This is a genomic window from Polyangiaceae bacterium (assembly GCA_020633235.1).
Classification (GTDB): Bacteria; Myxococcota_A; Polyangia; order Polyangiales; family Polyangiaceae; genus JACKEA01.
On sequence record JACKEA010000005.1, the window covers coordinates 389,060 to 408,107 of the forward strand.

At 68.5% G+C, this 19,048-nt stretch carries 11 protein-coding genes; 4 read left to right on the plus strand and 7 right to left on the minus strand.

Going from position 1 to position 19,048, the window contains the following annotated elements:
- Positions 1-52: 52 nt before the first annotated feature.
- Complete coding sequence (locus tag H6717_27555; protein ID MCB9580816.1) at positions 53-3,226, plus strand: lamin tail domain-containing protein; 3,174 nt, start codon at positions 53-55, stop codon at positions 3,224-3,226.
- Here the strand turns inward: H6717_27555 and H6717_27560 are convergent.
- Positions 3,216-4,895, minus strand: a complete 1,680-nt coding sequence (locus H6717_27560) for a phosphodiester glycosidase family protein (GenBank protein ID MCB9580817.1) — start codon at positions 4,893-4,895, stop codon at positions 3,216-3,218. The two genes, H6717_27555 and H6717_27560, sit on opposite strands and share 11 nt — an antisense overlap.
- Positions 4,892-6,058: a sensor domain-containing diguanylate cyclase gene (locus H6717_27565; protein ID MCB9580818.1), complete on the minus strand. Its 1,167-nt coding sequence runs from the start codon at positions 6,056-6,058 to the stop codon at positions 4,892-4,894. The genes H6717_27560 and H6717_27565 overlap by 4 nt, the downstream gene beginning before the upstream one ends.
- 34 nt (positions 6,059-6,092) lie before the next feature.
- Between H6717_27565 and H6717_27570 the strand changes: the two genes are divergently transcribed.
- Together H6717_27570 and H6717_27575 are read left to right on the plus strand one after the other, a co-directional pair.
- On the plus strand, positions 6,093-7,475 hold the full coding sequence (locus tag H6717_27570) for a hypothetical protein (protein MCB9580819.1): 1,383 nt from the start codon (positions 6,093-6,095) through the stop codon (positions 7,473-7,475).
- Between the two features lie 75 nt (positions 7,476-7,550).
- Positions 7,551-9,884: a CocE/NonD family hydrolase gene (locus H6717_27575; GenBank protein ID MCB9580820.1), complete on the plus strand. Its 2,334-nt coding sequence runs from the start codon at positions 7,551-7,553 to the stop codon at positions 9,882-9,884.
- 4 nt (positions 9,885-9,888) lie between these two features.
- Here H6717_27575 and H6717_27580 read toward each other — a convergent pair whose 3' ends face one another.
- The 3 genes from H6717_27580 to H6717_27590 all read right to left on the minus strand — a co-directional run bounded on the left by H6717_27580 (position 9,889) and on the right by H6717_27590 (position 15,531).
- Complete coding sequence (locus H6717_27580) at positions 9,889-10,449, minus strand: Uma2 family endonuclease (protein MCB9580821.1); 561 nt, start codon at positions 10,447-10,449, stop codon at positions 9,889-9,891.
- Between the two features lie 44 nt (positions 10,450-10,493).
- Positions 10,494-11,132 (minus strand): hypothetical protein, encoded by a 639-nt coding sequence (locus tag H6717_27585; GenBank protein MCB9580822.1) that lies wholly within the window; start codon positions 11,130-11,132, stop codon positions 10,494-10,496.
- A 91-nt stretch (positions 11,133-11,223) separates the two neighbouring features.
- Positions 11,224-15,531, minus strand: coding sequence for a zinc-dependent metalloprotease (locus H6717_27590; protein MCB9580823.1), 4,308 nt, complete (start codon positions 15,529-15,531; stop codon positions 11,224-11,226).
- A 628-nt stretch (positions 15,532-16,159) separates the two neighbouring features.
- On the opposite strand from H6717_27590, the gene H6717_27595 reads away from it, so the two are divergent.
- Positions 16,160-17,236 (plus strand): hypothetical protein, encoded by a 1,077-nt coding sequence (locus tag H6717_27595; protein MCB9580824.1) that lies wholly within the window; start codon positions 16,160-16,162, stop codon positions 17,234-17,236.
- A 106-nt stretch (positions 17,237-17,342) separates the two neighbouring features.
- Here the strand turns inward: H6717_27595 and H6717_27600 are convergent, their stop codons facing one another.
- Complete coding sequence (locus tag H6717_27600) at positions 17,343-17,897, minus strand: hypothetical protein (GenBank protein ID MCB9580825.1); 555 nt, start codon at positions 17,895-17,897, stop codon at positions 17,343-17,345.
- Positions 17,894-19,027 (minus strand): hypothetical protein, encoded by a 1,134-nt coding sequence (locus H6717_27605; GenBank protein MCB9580826.1) that lies wholly within the window; start codon positions 19,025-19,027, stop codon positions 17,894-17,896. The genes H6717_27600 and H6717_27605 overlap by 4 nt, the downstream gene beginning before the upstream one ends.
- Positions 19,028-19,048: the final 21 nt, after the last annotated feature.

Consider the following 19,048-nt stretch of genomic DNA (forward strand, 5'->3'; position numbering starts at 1 on the left):
GAGAGGGGCGACGGGGCTGATGGCGCGCCGCGCACCGTGATAAAACCGCCGGATGACGTCGGCCTCGAGCTCACTCTTTTCCGCAGTGCTCGCCTCCGTCCTCTTCGCGGGGGGCTGCACACTGATCACCGCCGTTGATGAAGACAAGATCCCGGACGGCACCGCGGGAACCGGAGGTACCGAAGCGGGTACGGGCGGTACGGCGGGCACCGGCGGCACGGCCGGTACGGGCGGCACTGCCGGCACTGCCGGCGCTGGCGGCACGGCGGGCGTCGCGGGCAGCGCCGGAATGGACGGCGGCGCCGGCATGGACGGCAGCGCGGGCATGGCCGGCATGGCGGGTAGCGCCGGCAGCGCCGGTGCCGCAGGCGGTGACGCCGGCGACGGCGGCATCGCGTGCACCACGAAGGACACCTGTCCTACGCCTTCGAACGAGTGCATGGAAGCCACCTGTGACGCGGGCTTCTGCGGTGAGCAGCCCGCCGCGCAAGGCACGGCCGTGGCGAGCCAGACCGCGGGGGACTGCAAGAAGAGCCAGTGCGACGGCGCCGGCGGCGTGGAAGACGTCACCGACGACACGGACGTCCCCAACGACAACAACGAGTGCACGACGGACAGCTGCAATGGTGGCACGCCGCAGTTCGACAACGTGACCTCGGGCACCGCCTGCGGCACCAGCGGCACGCTGAAATGCGACGGTAACGGCGCTTGCGTGGGCTGCCTGACGCCCACGGACTGCGCGGGAACCGACGACGAGTGCAAGACCAAGACCTGCACCGCCGGCACCTGCGGCATGAGCTTCACCGCCGCCGGTACGCCGCTCACCACGCAGACGACGGGGGACTGCAAGGAAGACCAGTGCGACGGCAGCGGCGGCATCACGGCCGCGGCGCTCGCCAGCGACCTGCCCGTGGACGGCAACGAGTGCACGGACGACGTGTGCACCGGGACCACGCCGTCCAACCCGCCGCTGAGCGCGGGCACGGCGTGCACCGCCGGCGGCGGCGCCGTGTGTGACGGCAGCGGCGCTTGCGTCGCCTGCAACGTGCCCGCGGACTGCGGCACGGATACCGAGTGCCAGCAGTTCACGTGCACGGCCAACGCCTGCGGCGTGAACAACGTGGCCGACGGAACGCCGGTTTCGACGCAGACGGCGGGGGACTGCCAAGAGGTGCAGTGCGACGGTGCCGGCGCCGAGAAGAGCGTCGCGCTGGACACGGACCTGCCCGTGGACGGCAACGACTGCACCGACGACGTGTGCACCGCGGGCACGGCCTCCAATCCGCCGAAGTCGCCAGGCAGCGCCTGCAACCAAGGCGGCGGCGCGGTGTGCGACGCCACGGGCGCGTGCGTGGAGTGTCTGACCGCCGGCGATTGCGGCACGGACACCGAGTGCGTGACCTACTCGTGCACCTCGAACACCTGCGGCTCGAGCTTCACCGCGGCGGGAACCGTGGTTTCGACGCAAACCCCGGGAGATTGCCAGGAAATCCAGTGCGATGGCGCCGGCAGCGAGGCGTCCGTCAACACGGATACTGATCTACCCGTGGACGGCAACGAGTGTACGGACGACGTGTGCACCGCCGGCGTGCCGTCCAATCCGCCGTTGGCCGTGGGCGCCGCCTGCACCGCGGGCGGCATCAAGTGCGATGGCGCCGGCAACTGCGTGGAGTGCACCGTGGGCACGGATTGCACCAGCGGCTCGTGCACGAACTTCGTGTGCGACACGGCGACGTGTACGGACAGCATGCAGAACGGGGACGAGACGGACGTCGACTGCGGCGGAACGGTGTGCGCACCCTGCGCGCCCAGCCAGATGTGCGGTGGCAACTCCGACTGCGAGACCAACGTGTGCACCGCCGGCGTGTGTGCGCCGCCGAACGTGCTCTCGACCACGCCCGCGGACGGCGCGACGGGAGTGAACGTCGGCTCCACCATCTCCGTCACCTTCACCTCCATGATGGACGCGCTCACGCTCACGGCGCAGACCGCGCCCGGGGCCTGCGCCGGCAACGTGCAGGTGTCCACCGACGACTTCGCGACCTGCGTCGGGCTCTCGGGCCTCGCGCTCTCCGCTGGGGACACGGTGGCGACCTTCACGCCCGCGCCCGGGCTCTCCTACGGCGCGACGGACAAGATCCGCGTGACCACGGCGGTGAAGGACGCCTTCGGTAACGCCATCGGCGCGCAGTACGACTCCACCACCGGCTTCTCCACGGCGGCGGCCACGGCGTGCTTCGGCGACGTGGTCTTGAGCTACGTGTACGGTGGCGGCGGCAACAGCGGCGCGAAGTACAAGAACGACTTCATCGAGCTCCACAACCGGAGCGCGGTCAGCGTGGATCTAACGGGTTGGTCAGTGCAGTACGCCGCCAGCGCCGGCACCAGCTGGCAGGTCACGCCCCTCAGCGGCAGCATTGCGGCGGGTGGCTACTACTTGGTGCAGGAAGCCGCCGGGACTGGCGGGACGGACTCGCTGCCCACGCCGGACGCGACGGGCACCATCGCGATGAGTGGGAGCGGCGCGAAGGTCGCCCTCGTGAGTAGCACCACGGCGCTCTCTGGTAGCTGCCCTTCGGATGCGACCATCGTCGATCGGATGGGCTACGGAAGCAGCGCTAGCTGCCCGGAGACGGCGCCGACTGGCGGACTGAGCGCAGTCAACGGTGCGCTCCGCAACGACGAGGGCTGTACCGACACCAACGACAACAGCATCGACTTCACCGTCGCCTCCACGCTCACCAACGCTCCGCGGAATTCCGCTTCGAGCGCCGTGGCCTGCTCCTTCTGGTGCTCCGTGAGCGAGAGCGACACCGGGAACGAAGCGGACTTCTGCAACGTCCAGGCGCCCTTCACCCTGAGCGCGACGGCGTCCGCCACCACGGCCACGGTGTACGGCCGCATCTACGAGGCGGGCGTCACGGAAGCCGCCGGGGACTCGGGCTTGGTCACGGCCGAGCTCGGCTACGGTCCCACGAGCGTGAACCCCAGCACCCAGAGCGGCTGGGTGTGGACGCCCGCGAGCTTCAACATCCAAAGCGGCAACGACGACGAGTACCAGGCGACGATCGCGGCGCCGGCCACTCCCGGCACCTATGCGTACGCGTACCGCATGAGCCTCGACGGCGGCGTGAGCTGGACCTATTGCGACATCAACGGCAGCGGCACGAACGCAGGTCTCGGCTTCGAGGTGACCCAGCTCGGTCAGCTCACCGTCACGCCCTGACGCGTCGCCGGAGCGCCGCGCCCAGCAGCGCCAAGAGCGCCATCGCGAGCCCGGAGCGCGGTGGCACTTTCGGAGCGCGACAGCCGCAGCCGCCGTCATCGGCGGGGGCGGGAGGCGTGGCGCTCGGCCCGGAGTCCGCGCCGCTCTGACCGCCGACGCCGCCGTCGGGCGGCTCCGTTCCGCCGGCCACGGAGAGCACGAAGCTCTGGTCCGTGCTCGCGCCCTGGTCGTCACTGACGGTGAGCACGACGTTCACCGTCTGGGGCGTGGCCGCATCTGGGGTGAAGCTTACCTCGCCGGTCACGGCGTCCACGCTCATGCCAGCGGGCGAGTCCGTGAGCGAGAAGGAGAGCACGTCGTGGACGTCCAGGTCGATGGCGTCCGCGTCGTAGCTCCAGGGCGAGCCCACCGAAGCGGCCGCCACCGGCGTGGTCTGAAAGCGCGGCGCGTGATTGAGGGCATTGGCGAACACGAACCAGCCGCCGCTGCACTGCCGCGCGCCGGAGTGCTTCGGCTCTTCCGCCAGCAGGTTGTCCGACGGATAGTTCACCACGCCGTTGGGCGTGGCGCCGGCGATCCACATCTGCGACGAGCCGCCGCCGTCGAGGTTCACGGCGTCCACCGCGCCAAGGCTCGCGGCGTAGCTGCCCAGGGACCCGAGGGACATGCCGTCGGCGTTGTCCCGGCGGCCGTCCACCGTGCCCAGCAGCACGCGGGCCTGATCGTCCACGCCGGCCCAGGTGCGGGGATTCACGCCGTTGAAGCTCGGGTCGGTGAAGCCTTCGGTGGCCCAGTCGCTGTCCGTGGTGACGACGGAGCTCTTCACCAACAGCGGACCGCCGCCGTGCGCTTCTTGCGCTTCCGGCCAGTCCGCGCCCGACGCCACGATGGAGAACAGCGGCGCACCGCTTTGCGAAAGCCCGAAGGCGCCGCGGCTGCTGTTGTCGGCGTGCACCAACTGCCCGGCGTGCTTCAAGAGCGACCGCGGCGCGCACGTCGAGACGTTGAAGTAGCCGCCGTTCACGCCCGCCTGCGCGCCGAGGGCTTCCCCGATCTCCGGCACGGTCTGGCAGCCGACGGCCGGGTGCGCCTGCAGCGACAGCCCCGGCGCGCCGAGATCGAGCTGGAGCAGGTTCAGCACTTGCGGGCCGCCTTGCTCGTCCGCCGCGCGCCGAGTGCGCCAGGTGACGCCCTGGGCGATCTCGCGATCCTGCCAGGCGTCGCCGATGGCATCCAGATGCAGCACGAACTCGCCGGCCTGGTCCACGCCGTTGAAGGTGTCGACGACGAGATAGTGCACGCCCGCGCTCATTTCCGCTTCGGCGACGGTGTTGCCGCGACTCACACAGGTGGACGCGCCTCCGCCGTTCAGGATGAAGTGATCCAGGAGGTGCACGTCGACGTCGACCGTGCCGCTCTCTTCGATCCACGCCGTGACCCGCGACGGTACCAACAAAGAAAAACGGAAGATGCGCTCGGGGCCCGATTCATCGGTGCTCGCTGCACAGTCGTAGCCATCGATGACGCTGGAGGGCGCGCCCGCGGTGGTGGAAAGCAGCGCGTAGGGCAGGGCGTCCACCACGATGGGGTCGCTCTCGGTGCCGGTTCCAGGAGCAGCGACGGCGGGCAGGGTGAGACACGAGGCGATGGCGAACGATCGGAGCTTCATTGTGCCGGGGGCGCCACGACGACGCGGTTCTTTCCTGAAGATTTGGCGAGCAACAGCGCCTGATCGGCGCGATGAATGAGCTTTGCGGCGTCGTCCTCCGGCGCCAAGCTGGCCATGCCTACGGAGCAGGTGACGTTCAGGTTGTGGTCGGCGTCCACGGCGAAGGGATGGCCTGCCACGGCCGCGCGCAGTCGCTCTCCCACGCTCGCGAGGGCGTCGTGCCCGGCTCCCGGAAGCAGTACCGAGAACTCCTCGCCTCCATAGCGATAGGGTGTTTGTCCGGCGCGGAGAACACCGCGGAGCCGCGCTGCCACGCCCGCCAGCAACGCATCTCCGGCGAGGTGACCGTAGGTGTCGTTGACGCGCTTGAAGTCGTCCAGATCCAGCATGGCGAGGCCGAGGGGCCCGCTTCCCGCGCGGACCTTGGAAATGGCGCTGCGCACGGCCTCCATCATGCGGCCGTGGTGCTCGAGCTCCGTCAGGGCGTCGGTGCGCGCTTGGCGGGCGACGCGCTCGTAGTGATGCGCCTGCTCGATGGCACGGCCGGCGTGATCGGCGATCAGCGAAAAGACGAGCTCCATGGACTTGTCGAGGGGCTTGCCGGTGAAGCGATTGTCGCCGTACAGCACGCCGCGCACCTGATCCGAGCTCCGGAGCGGCGCCGCGAGCGAGGTCTCCAGGCTCAAGAGCCCACCGAGGTCGTCGCTGCCGGCTCCGCGCACGAGCTCCCCGCGGCAGAGCGCCAGCGCGACGGGCGTGTCACTGTGCACGCTGATGCGGGTGATCTTGGTGCTGCGATCCAGCGGGCCCGGATGCGCGCGCTGGCTGAGGCCCGCGCGATACAGCTCGCTCAGCCCGGGCGCGTTGCTCTCGATGGACCGCCACACGCGGTCGGCTTCGTCGGCGTCCGCGGGGCCCACGGCGGCCACGCCGCGGAGCACGGCGCGATCATCTTCGTCCAGGAAGAAGAGCAGCGCGCGGTTCAAGCCCAAGCCCACGCCGGCGGTCACCCCGGTGAGCACGGCGTAGCAGGTGGACTCGAGCTCGAGGGACTCGCGTACCAGGTTACCGATCTGATGCAGCAGCCGCACGGCCCGCCGGAGCCCGGCGTTCTCGCGCTCCAGCGCCTCCAGGCGCTGCTCCGGGGTCTGCTCGCTGCTCACTGCCTGCAAGCATAGCCGTGATAGTGGTTGGCGGATGGACGAATTGGGTCACGCCATCGCCGCCTTCGAGCAGCGGGACGTTCCGGTGCGGCAGGCGATCGCGCATCTGATCGACCCGCTCGATCGCGCGCGGCTGATCTCCTTGCGCTTCGAGGGGGGAGAGCGGGCGGCGGACGAGGCGCGGTCGCTGCTGGAAGGCGTCGGTTTCCGTTCCGCCGTCTTGCAGGAGAGCTTCGTGGCGTCGGTGCTCGAAGCGGCGGGCGCGCACGAACGGGCTCTCGCGGCGCGCCTCGCGGCGCTCGCCGAGTGTCCCAAGTACGACAGCTGGCTCAGCGCGCTCGTGCTGTCACGCACGGCGCGGACCCTGCTCGAGCTCGGCCGCGGTGCGGAGGCGCTGCCCTTCGCCGAGCGCGCGCTCCGCTTTCAGCCTCTCGACCCGCGGGCCCTCGTGATCCTCTCGCGGGTGCGGGCGGCGGTGGGTGACGCGGCGGGGGCCGCGAGCGTTCGCGCTTGGCTCTTCGACCACGGCGCGGGCCCGGCGCTCCTGCCCGACGCGCCGACGAACGCGGATCGCACTGCGACGGCCTACGTGCCCACGCTCCACGATCTGGAGCCGATCTCGGACGCGGACGTCGCGCGCTACCTGGTGCTCTTTCGCCGCGATGCCGGCCTCACGCGCACGCTGACCTCCGGGCGCCGTCACCTGGCGACGCAGCTGCGCTTCGGGGACGTGTGCGGAGCGCGGGCGACGTCGACCTACTACGCCGGCGGCACGCCGCGGCCCAGCGACGCACTCTTGTGGCTGGGGCTCGATGAAGGAACCTGCACGGACTACCTGGCGACGGACGGCCTGGTGGAGGAAGTGGCCAAGCTGCCGCTGCCCAAGGGCAGCGCCAAGCTCGTGCACAAGCATCCCGGCAAGCGTCAAGAAGCACTCGAGGAGCTCGCGAAAAAGGGGAAGGCGCCGCGAGCACTGCTGCTCGATCTGATCTGGTCCGTGGCGCACGAAGCCGGCCAGGCGCTGCCGGATGACCCCATTCTGCTGGCCGCTGCCGAAGAAGAGCGCGCGCTGGGCGAGATCGGCTTTCCGATCTTTGCCGGCACGCCGGGCGACGACGAGCTGCGCCATGGGAGCATCGGGGAGTCGGAGGGCTACCTGGACGACGCGGGCGGGCTCATCAGCTATCCGACGCGCCAGGAGCCCGAGACGGATCCCTACGTTCCATTTCTCGAGCGGGCGGCGAATGGGCGCTCGAAATGTAAGGTGTGCAAGCAGGCGATCGCTCAGGGCACCGTGCGGCTCGTGACGCGCGCCAAGGCTTTCCCTGTGGAGACGAAGTACGTCCACGCGGAATGCGGCAGCCACAAGCGCTGGGCGAAGATGCTGGCGGCCGCGCAGGCACGGAGTCGATTCTGATTTAGAGATGTAGGGGCGTGTCGGTGCCATCTCTGGCGTTGCAGGTCGGCCGGACAACCGGCAGAGTTTCACGCCATGCGTCGCCTCGCCCTTGCCCTGTTCGTTTCCGTTGCTGCTCTCTCCGTTGCTGCCTGCGGAGATGATGAACCTCTCGGTCAAGCGCTGACCGGAAGCGGAGGGGCCAGCGGTGCGGGTGGCGATGGTGGCGCGGCGGGAAGCGCGGGTGGGCCGACGTACACGGCGAGCTTCAAGGTGCAGCCGAGCGTCGAGCAGATCTTCGTCACGCACGCGAAGGAGGGGACGACGCTCGGTGTGTACGACGACGCTGACAAGCTGGTGGCCGAGGGCACTGCGGACAAGTGGGGCAGCTATGTGTTCCGTAACGTCACTCCGGGCGATGGCTACCTGGTGAAGAGCAGCGACGAGAAGTCTGGGCCGTACACGGTGATGAGCATCGACGGCAGCAAACCGAGCCAAGATTTCTACGACTCACAGCAGCTCGTTGCGGGCTCGAACTACCTCACCATGCGCGACGGCACGCAGCTGGCGGCGTACATCACCTTGCCCGGTCCGCCGGAGAAGGGACCGTACCCGACGGTAGTGAACTACTCCGGCTACGATCCGGCGAAGCCCGGCGAGCCCATCGGCGACTACCAATCCCTGTGCGGCACGCTGCCGGTGCTGTGCGACGCGCCGTCGGATCCCAGCGCGCTCATCGCGGCGCTGATGGGCTACGCCACCGTGGGCGTGAACATGCGCGGAACCGGCTGCTCCGGCGGCGCCTACGACTTCTTCGAGCCGCTGCAGCTCCTCGACGGCTACGACGTGATCGAGACGGTGGCGGCCCAGAGCTGGGTGAAGGGGCACAAGGTCGGCATGACGGGTCTTTCGTACCCCGGCATCACGCAGCTGTTCGTGGCCAAGACCCACCCGCCGAGCCTGGCGGCGATCACGCCGCTGTCCGTGATTGGCAGCACGCACACCACGTTGCTCCCGGGCGGCATCTTGAACAACGGCTTCGCCCTCAGCTGGGCGCAGAACGTGCTGGACAAGGCCGGCCCCTACAAGCAGGGCTGGGAGCAAGCGCAGGTGGATGCCGGCGACACGGTGTGCGAGGAAAACCAGCTGCTCCACGACCAGCGCGTGGACATCATCCAGAAGGCGAAGGACACGCCGTTCTACACGGACGACGTCGTGGGGCCGCTGAACCCCACGCTGTTCGTGGACCAGATCGACGTGCCGGTGTTCCTGGCGGGCGCCTGGCAAGACGAGCAGACCGGACCGTTCTTCGTCACCCTGTTGGATCGCTTCAAGAACGCTCCCGTGGTGAAGCTCACGGTGTACAACGGCGTGCACCCCGACGGCTTTGCGCCGCAGGTGCTGGGGGAGTGGAAGAACTTCCTCGACATCTACGTGGCGGGGGAGATCCCCTCCATCTCGCCGGCGGTGCGCACGCTGGCGCCGCTGCTGTTCAAGGAGATCTTCAAGGTCGAGCTGGACTTGCCGGACGATCGCTTCACCGACGCGAAGACTCTGGAAGAGGCACGCACGGCGTACGAGAAGGAGCCCAGCCTGCGGGCCATTTTCGAGGACGGCGCCAAGGATCCACTGGGGGCGCCCCTCGGCAATTTCCAGGAGACTTTCGCGTCCTGGCCGCCGCCGGTGACCGCGACGCGGTACTACTTCGAGCCGGACGGCTCCCTCGGTAGCGCCGCGCCCACGGACGCGACCGCGGCGGTGAGCTTCGCCCTGGATCCGGGCGCGGGAGAGCGCGGCATCTTGGCGCCGGGCGCCAACGTGTGGGACCCGCTGCCCAACTACGCCTGGCCCGAGCCGGAGGCGGGCAAGGCCGTCGTGTTCGAGACGGCGCCGCTGACCCAGGACGTGGTGATGCTCGGCACCGCGAGCGTGGACCTGTCGCTCAAGTCCAACGTGGACGACGCCGATCTCGAGGTGAACCTCACGGAGGTACGCCCCGACGGCAAGGAGATGTACGTACAGAGCGGCTGGCTCCGGGCGAGCCACCGCGCGGTGACGGACAGCGCGAGCAACGAGCTGTGGCCTGAGCATCCCTTCACCGAGGCCGCCGCCGCGCCCCTAACGCCCGGCGAATGGACCGAGGCGCGCATTGCCGTCCCCGGCTTCTCTCACGTGTTCCGCGCGGGCTCGCGCATCCGGGTGGGCGTGGACACCCCGGGCGACAGCCGCGCAGAGTGGCGCTTCGCACTCAAGACCTTCGCCAGCGCCGCGGAGCACACCATCGGCGTGTCGTCCGCGCATCCGTCCAGCGTCGTGTTGCCGGTGCTGAGCGGCATCACGGTCCCCACGCCGCTGCCCCCGTGCCCTTCGCTGCGCGGCCAGCAGTGCCGCGACTACGTTCCGTTCACGAACCAGGCCGCGACGCCGTAGCCGCTCAGACGAACAGCTCGCGGACCTTCAGCTTCGCTTTGGGAAACGCGGCGGGTGCGAGCTCGTCGCCCGCCGAGAGCCTCCGAATGCGACCGTACGCCCCGGCGGCCGGCTCGTCGTGCACCTCGACGACCTGGCCGACGACGTCCACGATCCAGTACTCCGGTACGCCACTGGCGGCGTAGAGGGCGCTCTTGGTCTCGCGATCGTAGCCCAGTGACTCGTCCGCGACCTCGACGATGAGGTAGGCCTGCTCGGGGTGCCGGTCGGCATAGCGGCGAGGCGGTACCAGAGCCACGTCGGGCTCGGGCTCGGAGTCGTCGCTCGCGGCGAACGGCTGTTGAATGCGCACCACGGCGTCGTCCCCGAGCGCGCGAACGAAATGGCGATTCAGAAAGTCGACGGGATCCGCGTGGCGGGACCCGATGGGCGACATCTCGACGAGGATACCGCGGATCAGCTCGATGCGTTCGTTGGCGAACAGGCCGGTCTGTACCAGGCGGTCGTACTCCGCGCGGCTCAGAAGACGCGGTCGAGCGTGGGAGAGGACGTCCGCGGCCTGCATCCTTCCAACAATACCACGCCGCTGCTCGAGTCGCCCGGCGGCCGTCAGTCCGTGGACGCGTCGCTGGCGCCGGCGTCGGTGCCGCCGTCCGTGTCCGGCGGGATCTCGCTGCTGCACGCGCCGTCTTCGTCGCACACTCCGGTGCCGCAATCCGTGCCGCTGCTGCAGTCGGGGTAGCAGTACGCGACGGTGCCGAAGTCGAAGCAGCGCGAGCCCGACGGACAGCCGCCGGTGGACACGTAGGTGGCGCCCGGCGTGCACTCCTGGACGCAGATGCCGACCAAGGTCGCGTCGTAGTAGTCGCACACCAAGCTCGAGTCGGAGCACGAGCCTTGGGGGTCGTTCTCGTCCGGGGTGCACTTGCCGCCGTAGGCGTTGTCCGCCTGGGCGCCGATCATGGAGCCGTTGCAGCCCAAGGTGGAGACGGCGTTGGTTTCGTCCGCGGCGCACGTGTCGGCGCTGCCCCCGGTGCCCGCGCTGCCCCCGGTGCCCGCGCTGCCGCCGGTCGCGCCGCCGCTACCACCGGTGCTGCCGCCGCTTCCGCTCTGGCCGCCGCTGCCGCCGGTGGCGCCACCGCTGCCGCCGGAGCTCGCCTTGGAACCGCCTTCGTCGGAGCTGCAGGCCGCGAGCGACGCGGCCACCGAGAACCCCACAGCCATGACCCAGAGCAACGGCGTCTTCATCCGCTGGCCGTTATTGCAGCCCGTAGGCGGAAGCAAGGGTCCGGAGCGGGAGGTTCCGCGCCGGACCAACAATACCTCGGAGAAGATCGGCTCAGGGCTGGGGCAGATCCCCGTCCCCCAGCGGCATCTCGAAGGTGTGGGTGATCTGGCGCATGAGGTCGATCAAGTCGACGTACTTCACGAGCGCCGAGTACGCCTGGGGATTGGCCGGGTTCTTCTGCGGCTTGCCGTTCGCGTCCAATGTCAGCTGGGGCGTGCCGTCGGGGTTCAGGATGGGAGCGCCGGTCGTGTCGGTGTCCACCAGGTAGGCCTCGGTCATCAGCAGGTTGGCCCACTCGAGCATGCGCGCGCCGACGCCGCGCTGGACGGTCTTGCCCTGCAGAGTCTCCGTACCGACGGCGTGAGCGCGGTAGGTGATGCCGCTGGGCGGATAGTAGAAGGCGATGATCTCGTCGGCCGGCCAGTCCGGCTGCTCGGCGGCGGTGGTGGCGATGCGAGCATCGTGGACCCAGGAGCTGGACCAGTTGGTCGGGAAGAACATGGCGCCCCAAACCATGGCGTACAGTTGCTCGTTGAAGCCATTGTTTGGATCCACGAGGAACGACCCCGCGGGCCAGGCACCGAGATCCGTGGCGCTGGACCACGTGGGGTACACCAGCGTGCCCGGCGGTGTGTCCGAAGGGTTCTGGGGCGCAGTGGCCGACGGCGCCGAGATCTCCAGATCACCGGTCAAGAGCTCCTTGTACAGACGGCGCACCTGCTCCGGAAACACCGTGGCAAAGCTCACGTTCTTGTAGCGGGAGTCGACGAAGTCCTCCTTGGAGTTGGAGATGAACGAGTCGAAGGCCTCGCTCAGGTAGTACGTCGCCCAGATCTTGTCGTAGTAGACGCCGACCTGCGTTTGGTAGTCACCCCACCAGTAGCCCTGGGAGTAGTCGTAGTCGTTGTGCAAGAAGCGCCCTGCGCCGACGGGCACGCGGAAGTCGTACAGATAGACGTCGGGCAATGCGACCGCATCCGCCGTGTAGAGCTCCGTGCTCACTCCCGCGGGTTGACCGCTGCCGCAAAAGTCCGCCGAGCAGTAGTAGCCGGGCTCCGGGCGGGTGAGGATGCGCGAGAACAGGTCGAGGGACACCGTGGCCCCGACGGCGTGGGGGCCGTACAGGCCGTCTTGCAAGAAATCGCTGGAGGGCTGGGTCGGATCGCCGTCGAGGAGCGCTCCGAAGGCGAAGGCCTTGGTGATCAGCTGGATCTTGTCGAGGTATCTCGCCTGGATCCGGTTCACCGTGTCCCAGCTGTTGAACTCCACCCGATTGCGCCGGAAGGAATCGAGGACGTATCGGTTCTCGTAGGCGGCCTCCAAGAAGCGGATCTGCTCGTAGGCATCCGCGCCCGCATCCCCGCTGAAGGACGGCACGTTGCCGCTGTCCGCGTACTCGTCCGAGGAGAACAGGTAGCCGCGGCGCACGCGCCCGCTGGCATCCACCGCTCTGGGGTCGACGGCCCAGGCGTAGGACGCGTAGTCGGGATCGCTCGCGAAGTCCTTCATGTCGCGGTAGTCGACCACGTCCAGGGCGCGCTCCCGACAGCGCTCCCCGAGGGGCGCCGCCGCGTCCGGTTGGCAGTCGGAGATCAGCCCGAAGCGATTCTGATAGTCGCTGTAGTGGATGAACTCGTAGCTCTGCGACGGATCCGTGGGCGGGAAGTAGTACACCCCGAAGAGGCCCGGATTCACGGTGAAGGCGCTGAGGCGATAGGCCTCTTGCTTGCCGCTGCCGGAGCCCGTCACGCTCACGTCGGCGTCGTTCCATACGTCCACCACGCCGCCGTAGCCAAAGCGCGCCGCTGCGCGATCGTACTTGCCGGGCAGGAGGGTGTCCTGGTTGCGATCCCCGGGGTAATCCATCACGCTGGACGTCGCCCACAGGCCGATGTTGCCGTCGACTTCCGCCTGGGAGATGGGGTCCTTGTAGCGCGGACCGATGCAGCCGCTGCCGTCGGTGGTGCCAGCGGGGCAGGGAGTCGTCACGCTCCCGTTGTTCGTGCGCAGCTGCCAGTACTGGGGCGCGTAGTTCAGGGAATCGAAGGACGCCGCGAAGTTGTGGCGCAGCCCCACCGTGTGCCCGAGCTCGTGGGCGAGCACGCCGCGGCTCAGCTCCTGGCGCGCCCAAGTGACGACGGCCTCGCGATGCTCCTTCACGGCGAGCGCGTCGTTCGGATCCGGAGCCGGGAACTTCTGTTTGGCGACGCGCGCCAGCCCGAGCAGGTTGTCGGGCTCCGTGCCGTCGAAGCGGCACGCGTGGCGGCCGGCATTCCCGAGCAAGCGCATGCGCCGTTCGGCGCGGCGGAACGTGGGGTTCATGCGGCCGAAGGGCGACGCCTGCTGAATGGCGGTCTTGGTGATCGGCGCCGTGGGATCGAAGCCCGCGGCCTGCGCCAGCTCCGGCGAAACGAGCTTCGCTTCGATGGCCGAGCCCCGCAGGGCCCCGAGCCGCGCCGACAGCGCGGCGTTGCCCGGCCCCAGGCGTCCGGCGTCGAGCAGGGCCTGGGCCCGCGCCTTGCGGCGGGCCGCCGGCGGCACGCCTAGCTTGGCCTTGGGTAGCCCCGCGAGCTGGGGCTCGAGCGCCTGGGGTGAGAACGCCGCCATCCGCTGCGAGAGCTCGGCGGCGCTCAGGGCGGCGCCGTGCTGGGCGGATCCCCCCGGTTGGTTCTGCGCGATCCATTCGCTGATGTCGACGCCCTTGATGAAGTCGTCCGGCTGGATTTCCCCGTTCAACAGGCTCAACAGATCCGCGAGGTTCGCGCCGGCGAGATCGAGCACCGCGCCCCACTCGCTGACGCTGCCGGAGATCTTCTCTCCGGTGAGCGGATCTTCGGCGTCCATCATGATGCCCCAGGGGCTCATTCGCTCCGGGTTGGGCAGCACGTTGATCATGTTGAAGCGCAGATCTCCGAGCCGCGCGGCCGTGCCGTCGGCGCCGCAGGCGTCGAGGTCGTCGCCCTTTTCGGCGGAGACGGGGTTGTGGCACAGCACGAACACCGCGGGGACCTCGCTCGGGGCTTGGTTACCGAGGGGCGGCGCGTAGTCGTCGGCCCAGCTTCCGGGCCAACCCATCTGCGCGTCGCAGTCCGCCTCGCCGGTGCGCCGGCACTCCGAAAGGCGTGCCGCGACCACCGCCACGCGCAGGGCGTTGCTCCAGGCTTCCAGCGCCGCGGCCGTGCCGTCCCACAGCTCTTCCGGGAAGTCCGCGTTGACGTGCCACGCGATGGTGCGCACGGCCCTGGACCGATACGGTAGCGTGCAGGCGCCGCTGACGGCGTCGCAGCGCGAGCCTCCGCCGACCGCCTCGCACTCGTCTTCCGTCCCATTGCCGTCGTCGTCCCGGTGTGGGCTCGCGCCGACGGGCGTCGTCTCCTCCGTGTTGCAGCGAACCACGGGATCCGCGTGGGATTTTTCGAACAGGTTCCAGCGCGTGGCGAAGCGCCGCCACTTGTCGTCCACCACGCCGTAGCTGCGGTCGTAACCGAAGCGATCCACCGTGAAGTACCCGAACATGTCCATCTGCGTGCCGTCGTATTCGAGCGGCTCGTAGTCCGTGTCCGTCACGCGCAAGTAGGCTTGGCGCACGGTGATCTCGCTGGGGTTGCAGTTCTCGCTCGGAAAGCTGCCGTACAGCCAGCACGACGGATAGTCCCCCCAAACGTCGTCGTGGATCACACCGGGCGCCGCCCACACCTTGTTGGTCACGTCGAAGTAGCCGCGCTTCGTGTCGAACACGGGAGCGTCGGGACTGTCCGGGTCGTTGACGTAGTAGGACACCGGCTCCCACTGGACGCCGTAATAGATGCCGAGCTGGGAGAGGGTGTCGAGCTCGTAGGCGTCCGTGATCAGGTTCTTCGACCAGTCCACGCGAAAGTGGGTGCGCTCGTACCAGGGCCGATCCGTGGTGTTCTCCACCACGATGTTCAGGTCTTCGCCGGTCTGCGGGTTGTAGTCGCGCTTGATGTCGAAATGGCTCTGGATGTGATAGGCGGCGACGATCTGTCCATCCGGCGTGCGACGCACGCCCTTGCCGTCGGTGTCGTCGATGCGCTCGTAGGTGAGCCGCGCCAAGAGCATGTCTTCGGTGATCTCGAAGCGGACACGTACCGTGGGTTGCGCGTCGGAGTTGGTGAACAGGCCGTCGCTGCCGGCCCCCGAAGCAACGTCCACGACCGTCGCGCGCAGGTAGAACTCCGGGTCGTCCGTCGGGTCCTTCAAGTCGCCGACGAAGAACGCCTTGCTGAGCGCGTTGGCCTGTATCCGCACGATCGGGTCGCGCTCCTGGGCGCAGCCGAAGGAAACGACCAACAGAAGCACGCTCCACACCAGAGCTCGTAGCATGATGACTCGACGCATGACCAAAGCCGCCCTTTCGCGATCCGCGCGCACCCCCGCCGGACCGAAGCGGGGGCCTTACTGCGACGGCCTCGCCGGCTCAAGCGTCCGCGGCGGGAGCCTGACTGGATGGTTGTTGGCTCGCCGCGGAAACACGCGGAACGCCGTTCCGACGCTCAATGGCTGGAGGGCGCGCTTCCGAAAAGCGCCCGCTCAGGTCGTCTGTTCCGGCATCCACGTGGGCGGAGATGCTCCTGAGGGATGCCTCTGCGAAGGAGCGCGTCGCCAACAGCCTGGGCACGGGCAGTTCACGAGCAGCGAATGGTGGTCGCGCGCACGTTCGCGTCGGACTCTTTCAGCCAAGGTGCTCAAAGATCGCAACCATGGCCGCGGCGCGAGACGAAGGCGAAGCGGACGACAGAATTCGACATTGCGAGTGCGAATTTCGTTGACGAGCTTTTGGACGCTCCGCGCTTCTATTTCGCCGATCCCGTTCGGATAGCGCCTGCGCAGCGCTCGTGTGCCCTACGAGGCACGTTCGAAAAAAAATCGATCTTCGAAGTGTCCGCGTCTGCGAAAGCGCCTGCGCGGAGCGCTGAGGAAGGCAAAATTTCCCATGGTATGCCGGAGGAACCAAAGGGGATGGATCATGTCATCGTCCAATGCCGTTTCCGTAGAACTGTCTACCACCACGCATTCGCTCTCCGCACTTCAAGACCTCTCCAATCGCGATCTCTGGTCGAGCGTGGTCGTCGCCAACGCCGGTCGGCGCACGGCGACCGCGCACTTGGTCGCCCACCTCGCAGAAATCGACCGGCGCGAGCTCGTGTACGACGAGGGCTACTCCTCCATGTACGACTTCTGCGTGCGCGGCCTCGGGATGAGCGAGGGCACGGCGTACCGCAGCATCGCCGGGGCTCGGGCCGCGCGCTCGTTTCCGGTGGTGCTCTCGCTGCTCGCCGACGGGAACCTCCACCTTTCCGGGCTTTCGCTCTTGGCTCCGCGGCTCACGGAAGAAAACCACGCGGCGCTGTTGGAAGATGCCTCCGGCAAGACGAGCGCGGGCATTCGCGTCCTACTCGCGCGCTGGTTCTCGAAGCCGGATGTTCCAGATCGGGTCGAGCCCAGTGCCGGAAAGGGACCACGGGCCGGCGTGGAGCCGCTCTCGGAGGGGCGCTTCGAGGTGCATTTCAGTGCTGGCGAGAGCCTGAAAGCGAAGCTCGAGCACGCCCAGGATGCTTTGACGCTGATGTCCAAGGTGTTCGGTCCGCCACCGGGCACATATGACGGACCCATCCCGACCGAGATTGACGCACGCGAGGGGCTGCACGACGGAGCCACGCTCGCCTGGCGAGATCTCTCGGCTGACGAAGCTATCCTAGGGGGTCGACGTATCAAGCTCCAGCGTTGGCTCGGGCCGGCGCTCATCGACGCCTGCTACGGCTTCGATCCATTGGTGGACCCGGCGGACTCGGACCTCGCGCCGAACGGCAGGATTCGAGCTCGGGTGTGGCGAGACCGCGTTCTCCTTCTCGAACTGCGTCCTCGCGAGACTTGGAACGGGGGTATCAGTCACGTCGCCGTCGTGGATGCTGCTTCCGGTCGTCTCATTGGGCACTTTGCGGGGACGTGTTGGGGCAGCCGGGGCTTTCCGCTTCCGTGGCAGCCAGTCGGTCCCCGTGTGCTCGACATGGACCTTCGGGAGGGCCCCCCGCCGGTCTGGTGACCGATGGACGCGGCACGCTGCGGCCTCTTCGACGGAGCCAGACGTCTGCGCGTTCGGGCGAGTCCGTTGCTTCCGCGCCGGGCCAACATCCTGGCGCGGAGTTTCGTCACTCTGGAACGAGCGCTGCGCCCCTCGCGATGCCCCGAAGCTCGGCCACGGCTTCGCGTAGCTCGTCTTCGGGAAGGCGCTCCCATTGGCGGATCTTGTATGCGAGCTCGGCCACGTCCCAGCCCGCATTGGCGAGGGCTGCCAGAAGATCCGGCGTGTCCGCCGCGAGCTCTCGAAACGTACGCCCGTCCACGTCCCGATACGGCTTCTTCGCCGTCGCTTCCCTGAGCGCCCCTGCGATCTCGATCACCTCGGCGAGCCGCGGCAGGCAGCGTCGGAGGCCCTCGTGCAAGCTCAAGGTGGTGGCCGCCCCCAGCGGCAGCACTTCCGCGTAGCGATTGGCGTCCAAGGCGTAGCTGTTCTGGCAACCGAAGCACATCCGGGTGCTGCCCTCATACGCTCCGCCGCCGACCGTCACGGAGTAGACGTGGGTCAACATGAACGAATCGACGACGACGAAGGGCTGGAGCGTGCGACAAACCCAGCAGTAATCCACCACCACGCCGCGCCGTACGAGCTCGCGCCGGCTTCCCCACCAGATGAAGAAGCTCATCGCTTGTCCTCGCAGCGTGTCTTCGCAGCGCGAAGACAGTCATCGTATTCCGACGCCGATTCCGCGCTGTCCTGACAGCGTGTGAGCTGCCCCAGTACCTTGGCGTCGCAACCGTTCAGGGCCAGGGCGGTGCAAGCGGAGTTGCGGACCAACGAAGTGCGCTGCGCGCCGCCGCTGTCGGACGACACCTGCTTGGGACTGGATTCGAACCAATCGTCCACGTAGCCCAGCTCATGGAACTCGCGACCGTACAGCGCCTCGCTTCCGGCCGCACCGGGGTTGGCGTTGCCGTACACCGTCACGATCTTCCAGTAGCAGGCGGCCTGCCGTGGAACGTACAAGCTGTGCGCCCGAGTGGTCGTCACGCGCACCGCGCTCACGGGCCGGCTCGCGCCCACGGGGCCGTATGCGAGGATGTGCTCCCCGAGACCGACCCACATCTCCGGCGGAGCCGTTCCTCGAGGGTTCGGGGGCACCACCATGGCCGGCGCCTCGTCCAGGTAGATCTGCATCGCCTCGTTGGTGGGATTGTCCACCGCGACGGGGCAGTGCATCAGGCGAAAGCCCCCGAGCGAACCGACGAGTGCACCACCGAGTCCAACGCTGAGCAGGGCCCCCTCCGGCATCAGCCGGAACACGCGGCGACCGGGGCGAGTGCGCCCCGCGCTCAGCCGCGCCATCTCCTGGGCCCAGCCGTCGTTGGAGCAGAACAGCCTGAGGCGCTTGTCGTTGGCGCGAGCGATCTCGACCGCCAACTGATGAGCCGTTGCAGGTTTGCGCGGTGGCAGCAAGGAAGCTCCCACGGCGACCAGGACGATTACGACGGTCGCCACCACGAGCGCGGCGGGGGTGGAGATCCAAGGCGAGAAGCCGGCGAGGGCGACCGTCGCAAGCAGCGCGGCGCCGCACGCTGCGGTGATCCCCACGCCGAGCACCCAGAACGTGCGTAGCGAGCGCGACGCGAGCCGCCGACACTGCTCACAGTAGGGCACGGAAAGTAGCGCGGGCTTCCCGATGCCCAGGCTGCGCCGCGCGAGGACGCGTGTGTGCGACGGACCGTCGCAGGACGCGCAACGCTCCGGCATCTGCAGCTCATCCGGATGAACTTCGACGTACGTTCCCGTGCGCATTTGGGACCCTCCCGGCCAACG

Excerpts from the sequence above, each read along its gene's own strand:
- H6717_27595 (MCB9580824.1), top strand. The coding sequence starts at position 16,160 with ATGTCATCGTCCAATGCCGTTTCCGTAGAACTGTCTACCACCACGCAT.
- H6717_27570 (MCB9580819.1), top strand. The coding sequence starts at position 6,093 with ATGGACGAATTGGGTCACGCCATCGCCGCCTTCGAGCAGCGGGACGTT.
- H6717_27600 (MCB9580825.1), bottom strand. The coding sequence starts at position 17,897 with ATGAGCTTCTTCATCTGGTGGGGAAGCCGGCGCGAGCTCGTACGGCGC.
- H6717_27575 (MCB9580820.1), top strand. The coding sequence starts at position 7,551 with ATGCGTCGCCTCGCCCTTGCCCTGTTCGTTTCCGTTGCTGCTCTCTCC.
- H6717_27560 (MCB9580817.1), bottom strand. The coding sequence starts at position 4,895 with ATGAAGCTCCGATCGTTCGCCATCGCCTCGTGTCTCACCCTGCCCGCC.
- H6717_27580 (MCB9580821.1), bottom strand. The coding sequence starts at position 10,449 with ATGCAGGCCGCGGACGTCCTCTCCCACGCTCGACCGCGTCTTCTGAGC.
- H6717_27585 (MCB9580822.1), bottom strand. The coding sequence starts at position 11,132 with ATGAAGACGCCGTTGCTCTGGGTCATGGCTGTGGGGTTCTCGGTGGCC.
- H6717_27555 (MCB9580816.1), top strand. The coding sequence starts at position 53 with ATGACGTCGGCCTCGAGCTCACTCTTTTCCGCAGTGCTCGCCTCCGTC.
- H6717_27605 (MCB9580826.1), bottom strand. The coding sequence starts at position 19,027 with ATGCGCACGGGAACGTACGTCGAAGTTCATCCGGATGAGCTGCAGATG.
- H6717_27590 (MCB9580823.1), bottom strand. The coding sequence starts at position 15,531 with ATGCGTCGAGTCATCATGCTACGAGCTCTGGTGTGGAGCGTGCTTCTG.